General features: G+C 72.0%; 17 protein-coding genes and 1 pseudogene. 9 read left to right on the forward strand and 9 right to left on the reverse strand.

Annotation, left to right across the window (positions count from 1 at the left end; genetic code table 11):
• Positions 1–76: 76 nt before the first annotated feature.
• Positions 77–1,414, forward strand: a complete 1,338-nt coding sequence (locus ACWD4O_RS05830) for an MFS transporter (protein ID WP_451277814.1) — start codon at positions 77–79, stop codon at positions 1,412–1,414.
• On the opposite strand, the gene ACWD4O_RS05835 is transcribed toward ACWD4O_RS05830, so the two are convergent.
• Positions 1,405–1,845 (reverse strand): VOC family protein, encoded by a 441-nt coding sequence (locus tag ACWD4O_RS05835; protein WP_451277816.1) that lies wholly within the window; start codon positions 1,843–1,845, stop codon positions 1,405–1,407. The two genes, ACWD4O_RS05830 and ACWD4O_RS05835, sit on opposite strands and share 10 nt — an antisense overlap.
• Before the next feature lie 102 nt (positions 1,846–1,947).
• Between ACWD4O_RS05835 and ACWD4O_RS05840 the strand changes: the two genes are divergently transcribed.
• A complete protein-coding gene (locus tag ACWD4O_RS05840; protein WP_451278501.1) occupies positions 1,948–2,853 on the forward strand; it encodes a pseudouridine-5'-phosphate glycosidase in 906 nt (301 codons plus the stop codon).
• Complete coding sequence (locus ACWD4O_RS05845; protein WP_451277818.1) at positions 2,850–3,863, forward strand: carbohydrate kinase family protein; 1,014 nt, start codon at positions 2,850–2,852, stop codon at positions 3,861–3,863. Before ACWD4O_RS05840 ends, ACWD4O_RS05845 begins: the two co-directional genes overlap by 4 nt.
• Before the next feature lie 30 nt (positions 3,864–3,893).
• Here the strand turns inward: ACWD4O_RS05845 and ACWD4O_RS05850 are convergent, their stop codons facing one another.
• A complete protein-coding gene (locus ACWD4O_RS05850; RefSeq protein WP_451277819.1) occupies positions 3,894–4,688 on the reverse strand; it encodes a methyltransferase in 795 nt (264 codons plus the stop codon).
• A 235-nt stretch (positions 4,689–4,923) separates the two neighbouring features.
• Between ACWD4O_RS05850 and ACWD4O_RS05855 the strand changes: the two genes are divergently transcribed.
• Positions 4,924–6,051 (forward strand): magnesium and cobalt transport protein CorA, encoded by a 1,128-nt coding sequence (locus ACWD4O_RS05855; RefSeq protein ID WP_451277821.1) that lies wholly within the window; start codon positions 4,924–4,926, stop codon positions 6,049–6,051.
• 88 nt (positions 6,052–6,139) lie between these two features.
• Here ACWD4O_RS05855 and ACWD4O_RS05860 read toward each other — a convergent pair whose 3' ends face one another.
• From ACWD4O_RS05860 to ACWD4O_RS05870, 3 genes are all read right to left on the reverse strand, one after another.
• Positions 6,140–6,574, reverse strand: coding sequence for a CBS domain-containing protein (locus ACWD4O_RS05860; RefSeq protein WP_451277823.1), 435 nt, complete (start codon positions 6,572–6,574; stop codon positions 6,140–6,142).
• Between the two features lie 136 nt (positions 6,575–6,710).
• Positions 6,711–7,112 (reverse strand): PPOX class F420-dependent oxidoreductase, encoded by a 402-nt coding sequence (locus ACWD4O_RS05865; protein ID WP_451277825.1) that lies wholly within the window; start codon positions 7,110–7,112, stop codon positions 6,711–6,713.
• A 56-nt stretch (positions 7,113–7,168) separates the two neighbouring features.
• The gene (locus ACWD4O_RS05870; RefSeq protein WP_451278503.1) at positions 7,169–7,810 is read right to left on the reverse strand and encodes a uridine kinase; all 642 of its coding nucleotides are present in this window, start codon (positions 7,808–7,810) and stop codon (positions 7,169–7,171) included.
• Positions 7,811–7,892: 82 nt separating this feature from the next.
• On the opposite strand from ACWD4O_RS05870, the gene ACWD4O_RS05875 reads away from it, so the two are divergent.
• The 3 genes from ACWD4O_RS05875 to ACWD4O_RS05885 all read left to right on the forward strand — a co-directional run bounded on the left by ACWD4O_RS05875 (position 7,893) and on the right by ACWD4O_RS05885 (position 10,797).
• A complete protein-coding gene (locus ACWD4O_RS05875; protein WP_451277827.1) occupies positions 7,893–8,606 on the forward strand; it encodes a DUF2293 domain-containing protein in 714 nt (237 codons plus the stop codon).
• A 119-nt stretch (positions 8,607–8,725) separates the two neighbouring features.
• Entirely contained in the window at positions 8,726–9,205 is a 480-nt protein-coding gene (locus tag ACWD4O_RS05880) for an anthrone oxygenase family protein (RefSeq protein ID WP_451277829.1), read from the forward strand.
• Positions 9,206–9,309: 104 nt separating this feature from the next.
• Complete coding sequence (locus tag ACWD4O_RS05885; RefSeq protein WP_451277831.1) at positions 9,310–10,797, forward strand: glutamate synthase subunit beta; 1,488 nt, start codon at positions 9,310–9,312, stop codon at positions 10,795–10,797.
• Positions 10,798–10,868: 71 nt separating this feature from the next.
• On the opposite strand, the gene ACWD4O_RS05890 is transcribed toward ACWD4O_RS05885, so the two are convergent.
• Positions 10,869–11,369: a carboxymuconolactone decarboxylase family protein gene (locus ACWD4O_RS05890; protein WP_451277833.1), complete on the reverse strand. Its 501-nt coding sequence runs from the start codon at positions 11,367–11,369 to the stop codon at positions 10,869–10,871.
• A gap of 47 nt (positions 11,370–11,416) precedes the next feature.
• On the opposite strand from ACWD4O_RS05890, the gene pdxR reads away from it, so the two are divergent.
• Positions 11,417–12,889, forward strand: a complete 1,473-nt coding sequence (pdxR, locus tag ACWD4O_RS05895) for a MocR-like pyridoxine biosynthesis transcription factor PdxR (protein WP_451277835.1) — start codon at positions 11,417–11,419, stop codon at positions 12,887–12,889.
• A gap of 227 nt (positions 12,890–13,116) precedes the next feature.
• Here pdxR and ACWD4O_RS05900 read toward each other — a convergent pair whose 3' ends face one another.
• The 3 genes from ACWD4O_RS05900 to ACWD4O_RS05910 form a co-directional block, all read right to left on the reverse strand.
• Positions 13,117–13,929, reverse strand: a complete 813-nt coding sequence (locus ACWD4O_RS05900) for an SAM-dependent methyltransferase (protein ID WP_451277837.1) — start codon at positions 13,927–13,929, stop codon at positions 13,117–13,119.
• Positions 13,930–14,015: 86 nt separating this feature from the next.
• Positions 14,016–14,291: a DUF397 domain-containing protein gene (locus tag ACWD4O_RS05905; RefSeq protein WP_358806792.1), complete on the reverse strand. Its 276-nt coding sequence runs from the start codon at positions 14,289–14,291 to the stop codon at positions 14,016–14,018.
• Positions 14,292–15,152: a helix-turn-helix domain-containing protein gene (locus ACWD4O_RS05910; protein WP_351915814.1), complete on the reverse strand. Its 861-nt coding sequence runs from the start codon at positions 15,150–15,152 to the stop codon at positions 14,292–14,294. It lies immediately after the preceding gene.
• Positions 15,153–15,419: 267 nt separating this feature from the next.
• Here ACWD4O_RS05910 and ACWD4O_RS05915 point away from each other — a divergent pair.
• Positions 15,420–16,115 (forward strand): annotated as a pseudogene (locus tag ACWD4O_RS05915) (ATP-binding protein); the annotation flags it as partial.
• Between the last annotated feature and the right edge of the window lie 164 nt (positions 16,116–16,279).

Raw genomic sequence — 16,279 nt, forward strand, 5'->3', positions numbered from 1 at the left:
ACCGCAGGGGGGAGACTGCGCCGATGACCACATTCTCCGCGCGCCGGTTCGGCCGCGCAGCGGTCAGGCACGAGCCGTGACCGGCGTCGGGCGCGCCGCCGTGGGGCCCGTCGACGCCGATCGTCTGCCCGCCCTGCGGCGGCGTACGACGGCGGTGCTGGTCGCGAGTCAGATCCTCGGCGGGCTCGGCGTCGCCACCGGCATCGCGCTGGCCACCGTGCTGGCCCGGCAGATCAGCGGCACCGACGCGCTGTCCGGGCTCGCGCCCACCGCGACCGTCACCGGCACGGCCGTGCTGTCGATGCCGATGGCCGCGCTGATGACCGCGCGCGGGCGGCGGCCGGGGCTGGTGCTCGCCTACCTGGTGGGCGCCCTCGGCGCCGGTGTCGTCGTGGTGGCGGCGCGGGTCGGCAGCTTTCCGCTGCTGCTGTGCGGCCTGGCCGCCTTCGGCGCGGCCTCCTCGGCGAACCTGCAGGCCCGGTTCGCCGCCGCAGACCTGGCCGAGCCGCACCACCGTGCCCGGGCCATCTCGAACGTGGTGTGGGCGACGACCCTGGGCGCGGTCCTGGGCCCGAACATCGCCGCGCCCGCCGGCCGGAGCGTCACCGGGCTCGGGATACCCGCCACGGCGGGCCCCTTCCTGTGGGCGGCCGGGATCTTCGTCATAGCGGCGGTCGTGGTGGGCGTGCTGCTGCGCCCCGACCCGCTGCTGACGGCCCGCGCGCTCGCGCCGGAGGAGGAGCGGACCCCGGAAGCCCGTTCCCTGCGCGCCGGGCTGACGGCCGTCGCCGCCTCTCCCCGCGCGCGGCTGGCACTCGTGACGGTGACCGTGTCGCACACGGCGATGGTCTCGGTCATGTCGATGACCCCGGTCGACCTCGCCCACCATGGCGCGGGCATCGATCTGATCGGGCTGGTCATCAGTGGGCACATCGCGGGCATGTACGCGTTCGCGCCGCTGATGGGCCGGCTGGCGGACCGGGTGGGGCGGCTCTCGGTGGCGGGGCTCGCGGCGGGGCTGCTGGCCGTTGCGCTGTTCCTGGCGGGGACCGCCGGCGACAGCCACGGGCAGATCGCGGCCGCGCTGTTCGTGCTCGGCCTGGGCTGGTCGGCAGGGCTGGTGTCCGGTTCCGCGCTGCTCACGGACGCGGTGCCGCAGTCCGCGCGGGCTGCCGCCCAGGGGCTCTCGGACCTCGCCATGAACACCTCGGCGGGCGTCGGCGGAGCGATCGCCGGGCTCGTGGTCGCGCAGGCGAGCTACGCGTGGCTCAACCTGGCCACGGCGGGTCTGCTCGTCCCGCTCGCCGCCCTGGTGCTGCTCACCCGCAGCAGGAGCCGCCGGAGCGGAAAGGGGAGCGGGGAAGGGAGCGGGACCGCTGCTGCCGACAGCCCGACCGGCGTGCGTCAGTCGTAGTGGCGTGCCTCGACGACGTTGCCGTCCGGGTCGCGGAAGTAGAAGCTGCGCTCGGCCTCGCCGCGGGCGCCGAAGGAGCCGTGCGAGACGTCCGAGACGGGGACCGCGCGCTCCTCGAGGCGGGTGCGGAGGGCGTCGAAGTCGCCTTGTGGGAGGGCGAGGCAGACGTGGTTCACGGGGTGTCCGGAGCTGTCGGCGGCACCGGGGAGCATCTTCATGCGCTCCGCCATCGACAACGGCATGAGGTCGAGCAGGGCCTCCTCGTTGACGCGTACGGAGGGAAAGGGTTCTTCGCCGGCGGTGAACTCCGGGAGTCTCACCGGCTCCAGGCCGACGGCCTTCTCGTAGAAGTCGACGGCGGCGATCGGGTCGCGCACCCAGAGGACGACGTGGTCGAGTCGTGTCGTGCCGGGTGCCGTGTTGTCGGTCATGCCACCCAGGCTGGTGGCGTCCCCCACAGGTCGCAAGGGTTTGACCGGGTGCGTCGGCTGCCAGAGATGAGAGGAGACCGACGGACAGGAGGCGGGCGCGTGGTGCTGGTGGTGTCGGAAGAGGTGCGGGACGCGGTTGACGCGCGTCGACCCGTGGTGGCCCTGGAGTCCACGATCATCTCGCACGGGCTGCCCCGCCCGCGCAACCTGCAGGTGGCACTGGAGCTGGAGGCGGTCGTACGTGCGCAGGGCGCCGTGCCGGCGACGATCGCCGTGCTGGACGGACGGCCCCATGTGGGCCTGGACAAGCAGCAGCTGGAGCGGGTCGCCAACGAGGACGGGTTCCGCAAGCTGGGCCATCGCGATCTGCCGCTCGCGGTGGCCTCGGGGGCGAGCGGGGCGACCACGGTGTCGGCGACGGCGCTGCTGGCGGCGCTGGCGGGGGTACGGGTGTTCGCGACGGGCGGGCTCGGCGGGGTGCACCGGGAGTGGACGCTCACCCAGGACGAGTCGGCCGACCTGGGGCTGCTGGCGAGCACCCGGATCACGGTGGTGTGCGCGGGGGTCAAGTCGATCCTGGACGTGCCGGCGACCCTGCAGCGGCTGGAGACGCTGGGAGTCGCGGTCGCCGGCTACGGCACCGACCGCTTCCCCGGGTTCTATCTGTCCGACTCGGGGCATCCCGTGGACTGGACGCTGCACACCCCGCAGCAGGTGGCCGATGTGATGCGGGCCCAGGACGCGCTCGGGGCGCCCGGGTCGGCGCTGATCGTCGCCAACCCGGTTCCCGAGGAGGAGCAGCTGGATCCCGAGCTGCACACGCGTGTGCTCGCCGATGCGCTGCACGCGTGCGAGGAGGCCGGGGTCAGCGGCCAGGGCGTCACGCCGTTCCTGCTCGACTATCTGGTCCGGCACACCGACGGCGCGTCCCTGAGCGCCAATCTGGCGGCGGTGCGCGGCAACGTACGGCTGGCGGCAGGGATCGCGACGGCGTGGGCCCAGGCATGACCGGGCGGCCCGACGGCACCGGGCGATCCGACGACCGGGGCGCGCAGGGCGGCGGGGGCGCGCCGGGCGGCGGGGCGCTGCTGGTCGTCGGGGACGTCGTGACGGACGTCATCGCCCGGTATCGGGGCCCGCTGGCCTCCGGGACGGACACGGCCTCGGTGATCCGAACCCTGCCGGGCGGCGCGGGCGCCAACGTGGCCTGCTGGGCGGCTCACTGGGGGTGTACGGACGTGCGGCTGCTCGGCCGGGTGGGCGCGGACTCCGCGGCCTGGCACGAACGGGAGCTGACCGCCTGCGGGGTGCGGCCCCGTCTCGTCGTCGACCCGGAGGCGGCGACCGGGACGGTGATCTGTCTGGTCGACACGGATGCCGCGGCCGAGCGGACGTTCCTCACGGACAGCGGCGCGGCCCTGCGGCTCGAACCCGACGACTGGTCGGACGCCCTCCTGGACGGGGTCGGCCGACTGCATCTGTCGGGCTACCTGCTGTTCTCGGAGTCCGGGCGGGCGCTCGTACGCAGGGCATCGGCGTCGGCACGCGCGCACGGTGTGCCGGTGAGTCTGGATCCGGCGTCGGCGGGCTTTCTGGTGGAACTGGGCGTCGAGCGTTTCCTGACCCTGGTGGAGGGGGTGGACGTGCTGCTGCCGAGCCGCGACGAGGCCGCTCTGCTCACCGGGCTGCTCGACGGGGCGGATGCGGCGGCCGACTTGAGCCGGCATGTTCCGCTGGTGGTGTCCAAGCAGGGGGCGGACGGCGCTCTGGTGGCCCGGAACGGCACCGTGCTCGCCCATGTACCCGCGGCTCCGGCGGCTCCCCGGGACACCACGGGCGCCGGCGACGCTTTCACGGGAGCGTTCCTCGCCGCGCTGCTCACGGGCGCCGATGTCCGGGACGCGGCGGTGCAGGGGTGTCGGGCGGGGGCTCGGGCGGTGGAGCAGGTGGGCGGCAGACCGGCCACGGCGGGCGACGGCGACACGGCGTCGACGACTCACCCTGTCCACGTCGGCTGAGGGCGCCGAGCCGACCCCCTTCTGCCTCTTCTACCCCTTTCGCCCCCATGCCGAGATCATCGGCGCCGTCGCCAGGTCCATGCTGCCGGAGGCGACGTTCGCGAGGTGGCGGTCGATGTCCTCGTCGGTCGCGTGGCCTGCCCTGACGAGTTCGTCGCGGATCTGGCGGACCGTCGCGGACTCCAGCGCGGCGCAGGCGGGCGAGGTGATGGGGAAGTAGGCATCGGCCTCGACCCGGCGCAGCCCGGCCTCACGGAGCAGCCGCGGGAGCTTGCGGCCGTAGGAGAGGTCGGCGCCCCGGCCGGCGAGGAGCTTGCGGAAGCCGTGGCGCAGACGGTTCGCCAGCTGCTGTTCGGGGCCGTGCTCGTCGGGGCAGAGCAGGGGCTGCAGGGCGGGGTCGGCGTCCTCGACGAGGAGCCGTCCGCCGGGGCGCAGGGCCTTGACCATCGACGTCAACGCCCGCTCCCGGTCCGGCACATGGACCAGGAGGAGTCGGGTGTGGATCAGATCGAAGCCCTCCATCGGCGGCTCGTCCGTGCCGAGGTCGTGGACGCGTACGTCGACCGGCGGGCGGGCGACCGACGTCAGCCGGGAGGTGTCGATGTCGGTCGCGAGGACCTTGCCCGTCGGGCCGACCTTCTTCGCCAGCCAGGACACCACGGAGGTGCCGCCGGCACCGGCCTCCCAGCAGCGCCATCCGGGTCCGATCCCGAGCCCTTCGAGGTGGCGGAACGTCGTGGGGTCGAAGAGAGCGGCGAAGGCGTCGAAGCGTTCCCCCGCCTCCGGCTGCCGGTTGTCGAGCAGGTACCCGTCGGATCGCGTCATACGGCGATCATCCCAGCAGTCCCGCTTGCCGGACGTGGTCGACGCGGCCGGGATCAGTGCCCGCAAGGGCGTGCGGCCGGTCTCGTGAGCAGTCCGAAGTTCCCGTCGTCCACAGGCGGGAACAAAACGGAACCTCCCGTTTCCACAGGCTTACCCAGGGCATACGCGGGCCTGGCAGACTGGCGCGCCAGGGCGCAAATATGCGGCGCGAGGAGATCCACACAAGGAGACCCAGATGACCATGGCAGGGAATCTGCGGAAGGTCACCGGCCTGGGAAGGGGCGGCGGCCTGCGCAGGGTGGCTCGGTTGTCCCGGCGGCTGCCGCGGGTCGACCTGAGTCACCACTCACGATCCCCGCTGGGGTCCTCGGTGGTGAACTGCGTGACGTACCAGGGCGGCGTCCGGGCACTGCGCGGCGGGGATCTGGTCGACACCGTGGAACGGGTGCGCAAGAACGGCCACGGTTTTGTGTGGCTCGGTCTGCACGAGCCGACGAACGACGAGTTCGCGGGCATCGCCGAGCTCTTCGAGCTGCATCCGCTGGCGGTGGAGGACGCCGTCGAGGCCCATCAGCGGCCGAAGGTCGAGCGGTACGGCGAGACCTTGTTCGCGGTGTTCAAGACGGTCTGCTACGTCGAGCACGAGGAGCTCACGGCGACGAGCGAGGTGGTCAACACCGGCGAGATCATGGTGTTCGTCGGCCGGGACTTCGTGATCACGGTGCGCCACGGACGGCACGGCTCGCTCGGCCCGTTGCGCGAGGAGCTGGAGTCCGACACGGCTCAGCTGGCCAAAGGCCCGTCGGCGGTGCTGCACGCGATAGCGGACCACGTGGTGGACGACTACCTCAACGTCATCGACTCGGTGCAGGCGGACATCGACCAGGTCGAGACGGACGTGTTCGCGGCGGACGGCGCACGTGCGGACCCCGGGCGCATCTACCAGCTCAAGCGTGAACTCCTGGAGCTGAAGCGGGCGGTGGTGCCGCTCGGCCGTCCGCTGCTGGACCTCGCGGACCGGCCGACCCGGGTGGTCGATCCAGAGATACAGGCGTACTTCCGGGACGTCTCCGACCACCTGTTGCGGGCCACGGAGCAGATCGCCGCCTTCGACGAACTGCTCAACTCGATCCTGCAGGCGCATCTGGCGCAGGTCACGGTCGCGCAGAACGAGGACATGCGGAAGATCACGGCCTGGGCCGCGGTGATCGCCGTGCCGACGATGGTGTGCGGGGTGTACGGCATGAACTTCGACCACATGCCGGAACTGCACTGGAGGTTCGGCTACCCCCTGGTGATCGGCGTGATAGGCGTCGCCTGCTCGGTCCTGTACCGCGGCTTCCGGCGCAACGGCTGGCTCTGAGCGACCACGCCCGTGACGGCGGCCGGTGACGGTGGTCAGTCACAGCGGTCGGGTGACGGTGATCAGTCGCGGCGGTCCGTGACGGTGGTCAGTGGCGGGCGGGGCCGGTCCTGGCGTAGACGTTCCCGGCCCAGGTGGCGATCTGGTCCTCGGGCAGGTGCCGGGCAAGATCGGCCTCGCTGATCATGCCCACGAGGCGCTTGTTCTCGATGACGGGCAGCCGTCGGATCTGGTGGTCCTGCATCTCCTGGAGCACCTCGCCGACGTCGGCGCCCGCGTCGATCCAGCGTGGTGTGCCCTGGGCCATCTCGCCGGCGGTGACCTTTGCGGGGTCGTGGCCCATGGCCACACAGCCGACGACGATGTCCCGGTCGGTGAGGATGCCGCAGAGCCGCTCGTCCTGGTCGCTGATGGGCAGTGCCCCGACGTTCAAGTCGCGCATCAGCTGGGCGGCGCGGTCGAGGGTCTCGTGGGCGGGGATCCACTGGGCGCCCCGGTGCATGATGTCTGCGGCGGTGGTCATGAAGTGCCTCCCGGTGCCGGACAGCCGGCGCGGCGCGGGCGGGCGCCGCTAGTCCCGGCGCCCTACATTCTCGCCGCGCGGCCAGGCGCCCGCACCCGGAAGGCGACGCCGGTGCCGGAACGGCGCGCGGAGGCTCTCAGACGGAGAAGCCCACGATCTTGTGCGGGACGATCCGGACGATCACGCGGACCTCGTCTTCCTTCTCCGCGGGCGGGTCGATGCCGAGGTATTCGTGCGACAGCTCGTGCGGGAGCCGTTTGTCCGGGTCCGGGAGGATCTCGGCGAGGCCGCGGATCTCGACCGAGGTGTACGGGTCGGCAAGATCGAAGACCGAGAGGCTGACGCGGGCGTCACGACGGAGGTTGCGCACCTTCTGACGGCGGTCGGTGGAGGAGAAGAGGACGGTGTCGCCCTCGCGCTTGATCCAGACCACAGAGTTCTGCGGGGCTCCGTCGGGGCCGAGGGTGGCGACGCCGGCGAAGTTCTTGCCGTCGAGAAGAGCACGGACGGAGTCGGGGAAGGAGATCGAGATCGACATGCCCACCAGACTACTTACATGCACATGCACTTAAAAGCGGGTTGCCCCGGCTGAAATCAGCCACTCCAGGCCGGGCGGCGAGGGTCGTCCGCGCGGACGACGACATCGGCCGTGACGGCCGGATCGGTCTCCTGGGCGTAGCGCTCGAAGGCGGGCAGCGTCCAGTGGTCGGCTTCGGGGGTGCGCCGGCGCAGGGCGGCCGGGGAGAGGAGGACGTGGACGGTGAAGTCGAACGGGAACCAGTGCCGCAGGAGCAGCGGTCCGTGCAGCAACAGGAAGCCGCCGGGCGGGAGTTGGACATAGGGGCTGCGGGTGGCGCGGTCGGTGACGGGGTCCAGGAGGTCGGGCAGTATCCGTCCGCCGCCGTCCGGTTCGAGGGGGTTGAACACCTCGCGCCACAGGGCGCCGATGTCGAACCAGCCGTCGTAGTAGGCCTCCACGTCGTGACGGCCGTACTCCAGGCGGAGGGAGGCGGGCCGGAGGAAGCCGTGCGTGTCCACGACACGCGAGGGCCGTCCGCGGGTGCGCAGCGCCTCGGCGACGCGCTCGGCGAGGTCTCCGGGACGGGCCGCCGGGGCGCCGTCGAAGGCGACACGCGGCCAGGGGCTGCCGTCGTCCGGTTTCAGGTCGAGCAGCCGCTGGGCGAGAAGGTCGCCGAGCCGTTCCCAGGTGATCGCTTCGAGTCGCACAACGTTCATCATGCGCCAGGGGGCGAACAGAGAGGAGGACACCGGACGATGACCAGGTGCCGCCGTGCCCACCAGGGGGAATGAAGCCCGTATGGCAACCGAAGCCCTCCCCACTCCTCCTGCTCCACCGCCCCGTTACGGGCTTCTCGTCGTCCAGCCGCTTCGGCGGACGCACTGCGTCGGATGTCGTCGCGGGCCGCTGTCGATGCTGATCCTGGAGGACGCCCAGCCGCGCTGCCTCGACTGCGCCGATCTGGGGCACCTGGTGTTCCTGCCGCGCGGTGACACGGCGCTGACCCGCAGATCGCGGGAGGAGAGCGGGCTGTCGGCGGTGGTCGTCCGGTTCAACCGGCGCAAGGGCCGTTACGAGCGGCAGGGCGTCCTCGTCGAGGAGGCGGGGCTCCGACGGGCCGAGGAGCGGTGTCTGGCGGACGCCGAGGCACGACGGCGGCGCCGGGTGCGGGACGCCGGGCGTCGGGCGGCCCAGGACCTGCGGTTCGCGGAGGCGTTCGCCGCGGAGATCCTGCGGCTGTTTCCGCGCTGCCCGGAAGACCGGGCGCACGGGATCGCCGCGCACGCCTCGCTCCGGGGCAGTGGCCGGGTCGGGCGCAGCGCCGCCGGGCGGGCGCTGGCCGAGGGACCGGTCGTCTCCGCGGTCGTGGCGTCCGTACGGCATCTGGACACGCCGTACGACCGGCTGCTGATGAGCGGCGTGCCACGGCACGAGGCGCGCCGCCGGATCGCGGCGGACGTGGAGGCACGGCTACGGATGTGGCGGGACGGGTCCGCCGCACGGCAATGGTGACGTCCGCGCATGTCGACGCGCGTTTCGGACATGGTCACCGATCATGAAAGGGATTTCACTTGAGGTGACGGACGGTACCGGGCAGGATCTCCGCTCGACGGGTGGGAGTTGACGTTGTCATGATCGAAGGACCGTATCTGGTGCTCGCCGTCCTGGGCGCCGTGGTGACCGCTGTGATGGCCGGGGTGTTCTGCGCCTTCTCGGTCCTGGTGATGCGGGGGCTCGCCGCGCTGCCGCCGACGCAGGGCGTCGCGGCGATGAACGCGATCAACTCCTCGGCGATGACGCCGGCGTTCATGGTTCTGTTCCTCGGCTCGGCGGCGGTGTGCACGGTGATCGCCGTGGTGACGTTCGTGCTGTGGCCGGACCACGGAACGGTCCACCTGCTGCTGGGCAGCGGACTGTATCTGTGCGGGTCGTTCGGCGTGACCGTGATGGCCAACGTGCCGCGCAACGACGCGCTGATGAAGCTGGAGCCGGGCACGCCGGAGGCCGTCACGTACTGGCCGACCTATGTGCGCGAGTGGACGAGATGGAACCATGTGCGCGCGGTCGCCTGCACAGCCTCGGCGGTCGTGTACATGCTGGCGATGGTCTGACGCCGCTTCGACTCTGCGGGGGTGGCCGACGGGACGTATCGTGGCCGAAAGAGTGCCGCCCGATGACGCTCGGCCTGCTGTACGCGTAGGCGAGGAACACGCCCATGGCCGATCCCAAGGGATTCATGACCACACCCCGCCAGGACTGGCCCCGCCGGCCGGTCGAGGAGCGGGTCCGGGACTGGGACGAGGTGTACGTCCCGGGGGCGCTGCTGCCCCTGATCAGCAGACAGGCCGACCGGTGCATGGACTGCGGCGTACCGTTCTGCCACGAGGCCTGTCCGCTCGGCAATCTGATCCCGGAGTGGAACGACCTGGTGTCGCGGGAGGACTGGCGGGCGGCGAGCGACCGGCTGCACGCGACGAACAACTTCCCCGAGTTCACCGGCCGGTTGTGTCCGGCGCCCTGCGAGGCCGGGTGTGTCCTCGCCATCAACCAGCCCGCCGTCACCATCAAGAACGTCGAGGTAGCCATAGCCGACCGGGCCTGGGCCGACGGTCTCACGCCGCCGCGGCCGCCGGACCGGTTGTCCGGGAAGACGGTGGCGGTGATCGGTTCCGGGCCCACCGGGCTGGCCGCGGCACAGCAGCTGACCCGGGCCGGGCACACGGTCGCCGTCTACGAGAAGGACGACCGGGTCGGCGGGCTGATGCGGTACGGGATCCCCGAGTTCAAGATGGAGAAGCGCCACCTGGAACGCCGGATCGAGCAGATGCGGGCGGAGGGCACGCGGTTCCGTACGTCGACGACCATCGGGCGGGACGTGATGGCCGCGGATCTACGGACGCGCTACGACGCCGTCGTGATCGCCACCGGGGCGACCGAGTGGCGGGAACTGCACGTTCCGGGGCGGGAGTTGACCGGTATCCAGCAGGCGATGGAGTATCTTCCGCTGGCCAACCGGGTGTGCGAGGGGGACCTGGCGAAGTCCCCGATGTCCGCTGCCGGAAAGCACGTCGTGATCGTCGGCGGCGGCGACACGGGGGCCGACTGTCTGGGCACGGCGGTGCGCGAGGGCGCCGCGTCCGTGACCCAGTTGGACATCTACGCGCAGCCCGGCGTGGAGCGCGACGAGGACAGCGATCCCTGGCCGACCTATCCGAAGATCTACCGGCTCTCGGCGGCGCACGAGGAGGCGCGCGATCTTCAGTCCGCGCCGGCGGCGGACGCGGACGCACGTCTCTTCGCCGCGTCCACGCTCCGCTTCACCGGCGACGACACCGGGCACGTACGGGCGCTGCACCTCGTCGAGGTCGACGCACGACGGCGGCCGGTGGTGGGCACCGCACGGGCGCTCCCCGCCGACCTCGTGCTGCTCGCCCTCGGCTTCACCGGGCCGGACCGGGAGGACGGGCTCGTCGAGCAGCTCGGGCTGACGCTGGAGCCGCGCGGCACGATCGCGCGGGACGCCGACTTCGCGACGAACGTCCCCGGCGTCTTCGCCGCGGGGGACGCGGCGCGCGGGCAGTCGCTGATCGTGTGGGCCATCGCGGAGGGGCGGGCGGTGGCGGCGGCAGTCGACCGTCGCCTGACGGGAGGTTCACGGCTGCCGACGCCCATCGGCCCGTACGACCGGCCGATGGGCGTCTAGGACCTGCACCCGCACCGGCACCGGCACCGGCACCAGGACGCGCAGGGGCGGACGGCTCACGGGCTGACGCCTCAGCGGCGCTCGTCCGTCCCGGCCGTCTTCGCCGTCGCCAGGGCCACCCGGTTCCAGATGTTGATCGTGCAGATCAGGGCCAGCAGCTGGGCCAGTTCCTGTTCGTCGAACCGGGCTGCGGCCTCGGCGTAGACGTCGTCCGGGACGCCTCCGTCGGCCACCAGTGTGACCGCCTCCGTCAGAGCCAGGGCCGCCTGTTCCCGCTCGGTGAAGAAGTGGCGGGCCTCGCGCCAGACGGCGACCATGTGCAGCCGGTCCTCGCTCTCGCCGGCCTTGCGGGCGTCGTTCGTGTGCATGTGCAGGCAGTACGCGCAGTGGTTGAGGTGGGAGGCACGGATCTGGATCAGTTCGACGAGGGCCGGGTCGAGGCCCTGGCGGGCGGCGGCGTCGAAGCCGATCAGGGCGCGGAACGCCTTGGGGGCGGCCTTCCCGAAGTCGAGGCGCGGCATCCGGGTGCTCGTGGTGTCGGCGGCGGCGTTGATGTGCGTGTTCGTCGTCATGTCCACCAACCTACGGGCCGGAAAGACCCGCTGTAGGGTGCATTTTCATGGTGGATTCGTGGGTCAATTCTGCAGAGCGGATCGGTGCCGACCTGCACCTGGAGCTGGCCGGGCCGGGAGGGCGTCGAGCCGCGCTCATCGGGGCGTTGCGCGAGGCCGTGCGCAGTGGACGGCTGGCGCCGGGGACCCGGCTGCCGCCGTACCGTTCGCTCGCCGCCGACCTGGGCGTCGCCCGCAACACGGTGGCCGACGCATACTCCGAGCTCGTCGCGGAGGGCTGGCTGACCGCCCGCCAGGGCTCGGGCACCCGGGTCGCCGACCGCGCCGAGCCGCTGCGCCGCGCCGAGCGGACGCCCGGAAAAACGCCGCTACGCGCGCGTGGCCCCCGGCACGACCTTCGGCAGGGCACCCCGGACGCGTCGGCGTTCCCCCGCGCGGCCTGGCTGGCCTCCTACCGGCGGGCGTTGCAGCAGGCGCCCAACGAGGTGTTCGGGCCCGGCGATCCCGCCGGGCGCCGGGAGCTGCGCGAGGCCCTGACCGAGTACCTGGCACGCGCGCGTGGCGTGCGCACCGAGCCGGAGCGGATCGTGGTCTGCTCCGGTTTCGCGCACGGGCTGCGCCTGCTGTTCGGCCCGGCCGGCGGCGGGGTGCTGCGCGGTCCGCTGGCGGTGGAGGCGTACGGGCTGGACTTCCACCGGGAGCTGCTGACGGCGGCGGGAGTGCGGACGGTCCCGCTGCCCCTGGACGCGGACGGGGCCCGCGTGGAGCGGTTGGTGCGCGAGCGGGCGGTGCTGCTGACGCCCGCGCACCAGTTCCCGACCGGCGGGCCGCTGCACGCGAGCCGCCGGGCCGCCGTGATCGACTGGGCACGCGCGCGTGGCGGTGTGATCGTCGAGGACGACTACGACGGGGAGTTCCGCTACGACCGCAAGCCCGTCGGCGCGCTTCAGGGGCTCGACCCCGAGCGGGTGATCTACATCGGCTCGGTCAGCAAGAGCCTGTCGCCCGCGCTGCGACTGGGGTGGATGGTGCTGCCCGAGCGGTACGTGCACGGCGTCCTCGCGGCCAAGGGCGAGCGGGAGGCCTGGGCGAGCGTCCTGGACCAGCTGAGCCTGGCCGACCTCATCGGGTCCGGGGCGTACGACCGTCATGTACGGCGGATGCGGCAGCGCTACCGCGGTCGCCGGGACCGGCTGGTCGAGGCGCTCGCCGCGCAGGCTCCGCACGTCGAGGTCACCGGGGTCGCGGCAGGGCTCCACGCGGTGCTGCGGCTGCCGCCGGGCACGGAGCGGGCCGCGCTCAAGGCGGCCGCCTGGCAGGGCGTCGCCCTGGACGGCCTGGCCGCCTTCCGACACCCGGCAACGGACATGGCGACGGACCTGGCAACGGACCTGGCGATGGAGGACGGACTCGTCGTCGGTTACGCGACGCCGCCGGAGCACGCGTACGCGGCGGCCCTGGACGCGCTGTGCCAGGTGCTGCCGCCGCCGGACACCCGGCGGGGTCCTGCCTCCGGATGAGGCTCCCCGGGCCGTCGGCGGCGAAGCCGACTCCCGCACGACCCCCGCACAGACCGCGCACGACCCGCGCACGACCTCCGCACAGACCGCGCGCGGCCCGTGCCGAGCGAGGCCGGGCAGCCGCCGCTCGCGGGCTGCCGTGAGGCGTCCGGTGGACGCCCCACGGCGCATGCGGTCCTGGATGCAGCCGGAGCCGGAAGCCGAGAGCCGAGAGCCGAGAGCCGGACTCAGGGCTTGCGGGCCACCGCCCCATAGCCCGGGATGACCCCGTCGTCCTGCCCCGGCACCGGTTCGCCGAGTTCGGGGTGCCACTCGGGCACCACCGCGACACCGGGTTCGACCAGGTCGAGTCCGGCGAAGAAGCGGGCGAACTCCTCGCGGGAGCGCAGGGCGAGGGTGACGCCCGCCGCCTTGAGCTTCTCCGTGGCCGCCGCGGACTCCTCCGGGGAGAAGTCCGCGGTGGCGTGGGTCATCATCAGGTAGCTGCCGGAGGGGAGTTCGGCGAGCAGCCGGCTCACCAGCTCGTGCGCGCCGTCCTCGTCGGACACGAAGTGCAGCAGCGCGACCAGCGACAGGGCCACCGGCCGACTGAGGTCCAGGGTCTTCCTGGCCCCCTCGACGATGGCGGCCGGGTCGCGGACGTCCGCCTGCAGGTACTCCGTGACCCCCTCGGACGTGCTGCGCAGCAGGGCGGCCGCGTGGGCCAGGACGATCGGATCGTTGTCGCAGTAGACCACCCGGGCGTCGGGCGCGATCTGCTGGGCGACCTGGTGCAGGTTGGGCTCGGTCGGGATGCCCGTGCCGATGTCCAGGAACTGCCGGACGCCGTTCTCGGCCAGCCAGCGGGTGGAGCGGTGCATGAAGGCACGGTTGACTCGTGCCATCACCGGCACTCGCGGGTCGAGGGCGAGCATCTGCCGGCCCATCGCTTCGTCGACGGGATAGTTGTCCTTGCCTCCGAGATACCAGTCGTACATACGTGCGGGATGGGGCTTGCTGGTGTCGATCTCGACGGCGTCGGCGGGGTCCTGCCCGGTCATGAGGCACTCCGTAAACATGTGACGCGATTAATGATCAAGTCAGTACCAGAACAACGTCAGTACCAAAAAACAAAAGACAGATCCGGTCAGGACAGCAGGAAGTCGGCCTCCCCCGCCTTGGCTCCCTGGATGAAGGCAGTCATCTCGTCGGTGGTGTAGATCAGCGCCGGTCCGTCCGGGTCGGTGGACTGCCGGACGGCGATCCGGCCGTCGGCGAGCTTCATCGCTTCCAGGCAGTTGCCTCCGTTGCCGCCGCTCCACGGCTTGTGCCAGCCCTCGCTGCCCAGTTCCCGGGCCGGCATGCCGTTGTAGATCCGCTGAGCTCGGATCCGCGGCCTGGACTGGGTCTTGATGTGATTCATTCACAACTCCTTGCGGAGACCCCGGAGGATCTCCTTCGTGCGATGTGCTGTAGCGGCCTGCGCCGCCATGCGGTCCATGACCTCGAGGTGGGTCGCCACCTCGGTGCGGGCGTCGAGGTACACGGCGCCGGTCAGGTACTCGCTGTAGACCATGTCCGGAAGCTCCGGCATGGCGAATCGGAACAGCACGAAGGGCCCGTACGTGCCCGGATGCGGCCCGTTCTCGAACGGGGCGATCTGCAGCGTCACATTGGGCAGCTTCGCGGCCTCGAGCAGTTTGTCGATCTGCGCTCGCATCACCTCCGGGCCGCCCACCGGGCGGCGCAGCACCGTCTCGTCCATGACGACCCACAACCGGGGCGCATCGTGACGAGTGAGCAGATCCTGGCGTTGTATGCGCAGGTCGACGAGGCGCTCGATGTCCTCCGGCCGGGTCTGGCCGATGGCGCCGGACTTCAGGACCCCGCGCGCGTAGTCCACGGTCTGGAGCAGCCCGGGGACGAAGTGCGGCTCGTACTGGCGGATCAGGGCGGCGGCGCCCTCGAGGCTGACGTGCATGGAGAACCAGCCGGGCAGCACGTCGTGGAACCGCTGCCACCAGCCCGGCTTGTTGGCCTCCTCGGCCAGCTGGACGAAGCCCTCGGCCTCGTCGTCGGTGATCCCGTAGGCCTTCAACAGCAGCTGGAGGTACGGGATCTTGAGACTGACCTCGGCCATCTCCATACGGCGGACGGTGGCGGGTGCGACGCGCAGGATGCGGGCGGCTTCCTCGCGTTTGAGCCCGGCGCGTTCCCGCAGGTCCAGCAGGCGCCGACCGAGGACGACCTGTCCGACCGTCGGCGCGGACCGCGGTTCGCTCACGCTCCACCTCCACGAAGAGCCCGGCCGACCGCGCGGGGGCTTACGCGGGCCCCGACCCGGCCGGTCACGAAAAGAATCCCGACAGCCCTACGGCGCCGCTCGAAGACCGATTCGAAGATCTGTACGGATGCGTACGGATCTTCGGTGATCCCAATTGGCGCCGTCCTGCGTGCTGTTGCGAGCAGTGTGCCACGGCCCCCCACCGCGTCACACAGCACTCTGCATTTTTCAGAGTGACACTTGCCAAGTGTTCACGGCGGGGCGATAGTGGCAAGCGTGATTCCGTCCGCGCCCTTAGGAACAGACGCCGCCGCAGGCCGCCCCCAGGGTCTCGGTGCCAGCGCGGGAGCAGGCCCCGACCAGGCCGCTGCCGAGCGCCGGTTCCGATTCGAACTGGCCGCCCATCCGGGTTCCCCCGCCCAGGCCAGACGCCTGACGAGGGCCCGGCTGATCGGCTGGTCGGTCTGCGAGGACACCTGCGACACCGCCGTCCTGGTCGTATCCGAGCTGGTCACCAACGCGATCGTGCACACCGCGAGCGACGTCGTCGTCTGCGAGCTGCACGACGGCGGCGACCTGGTCCGCATAGCCGTGCGTGACGAGGGTTGCGCGCCGGGTGAGCCGCACCCCTCCCCGCAGCGTCCCGAGGAGGAGCACGGGAGGGGACTGCTCCTCGTCGAGGCCCTCTGTCAGTCCTGGGGCGCCCAGGAGCACGGGCCCGGCCTGCTGGTCTGGGCCGACCTGCCCCGCCAGGCCGCCGCCGCCCCGCCCGCCCCCGTCGAGCCGCACCACGCCGACCTCGGCGAGTTCCTCGACGCGCTCGACGACTCCGACGACGACCGCGCCGGACCGCACCTCGACCCCGTCGCGCCCCGCGACGACCTCGGCTGGGGCGCCCCGCCGAAGCCGGGACCGTCCGACGGCCCGGGCGACGAGGACGAGCACGCCGAGCAGCGCCACCGCGGACCGGCCGTGCCCCGGCCGCACCCCGCCCCCGGATCCATATCCAAGTCCAAGTCCACGTCCATACCGGGCGGCCTGTCCCCCCGGGTGGCGCCCCAGTGGCACCGGGCTCCCGACCACGACGGACCCGACTGGCACCACGGGCCCGACGGGCGCGAGGGCCG

The sequence above is a fragment of the Streptomyces sp. NPDC002623 genome (assembly GCF_053592635.1).

Excerpts from the sequence above, each read along its gene's own strand:
- ACWD4O_RS05835 (WP_451277816.1), bottom strand. The coding sequence starts at position 1,845 with ATGACCGACAACACGGCACCCGGCACGACACGACTCGACCACGTCGTC.
- ACWD4O_RS05845 (WP_451277818.1), top strand. The coding sequence starts at position 2,850 with ATGACCGGGCGGCCCGACGGCACCGGGCGATCCGACGACCGGGGCGCG.
- ACWD4O_RS05850 (WP_451277819.1), bottom strand. The coding sequence starts at position 4,688 with ATGACGCGATCCGACGGGTACCTGCTCGACAACCGGCAGCCGGAGGCG.
- ACWD4O_RS05855 (WP_451277821.1), top strand. The coding sequence starts at position 4,924 with ATGACCATGGCAGGGAATCTGCGGAAGGTCACCGGCCTGGGAAGGGGC.
- ACWD4O_RS05860 (WP_451277823.1), bottom strand. The coding sequence starts at position 6,574 with ATGACCACCGCCGCAGACATCATGCACCGGGGCGCCCAGTGGATCCCC.
- ACWD4O_RS05865 (WP_451277825.1), bottom strand. The coding sequence starts at position 7,112 with ATGTCGATCTCGATCTCCTTCCCCGACTCCGTCCGTGCTCTTCTCGAC.
- ACWD4O_RS05870 (WP_451278503.1), bottom strand. The coding sequence starts at position 7,810 with ATGAACGTTGTGCGACTCGAAGCGATCACCTGGGAACGGCTCGGCGAC.
- ACWD4O_RS05875 (WP_451277827.1), top strand. The coding sequence starts at position 7,893 with ATGGCAACCGAAGCCCTCCCCACTCCTCCTGCTCCACCGCCCCGTTAC.
- ACWD4O_RS05880 (WP_451277829.1), top strand. The coding sequence starts at position 8,726 with ATGATCGAAGGACCGTATCTGGTGCTCGCCGTCCTGGGCGCCGTGGTG.
- ACWD4O_RS05885 (WP_451277831.1), top strand. The coding sequence starts at position 9,310 with ATGGCCGATCCCAAGGGATTCATGACCACACCCCGCCAGGACTGGCCC.
- ACWD4O_RS05890 (WP_451277833.1), bottom strand. The coding sequence starts at position 11,369 with ATGACGACGAACACGCACATCAACGCCGCCGCCGACACCACGAGCACC.
- pdxR (WP_451277835.1), top strand. The coding sequence starts at position 11,417 with ATGGTGGATTCGTGGGTCAATTCTGCAGAGCGGATCGGTGCCGACCTG.
- ACWD4O_RS05900 (WP_451277837.1), bottom strand. The coding sequence starts at position 13,929 with ATGACCGGGCAGGACCCCGCCGACGCCGTCGAGATCGACACCAGCAAG.
- ACWD4O_RS05905 (WP_358806792.1), bottom strand. The coding sequence starts at position 14,291 with ATGAATCACATCAAGACCCAGTCCAGGCCGCGGATCCGAGCTCAGCGG.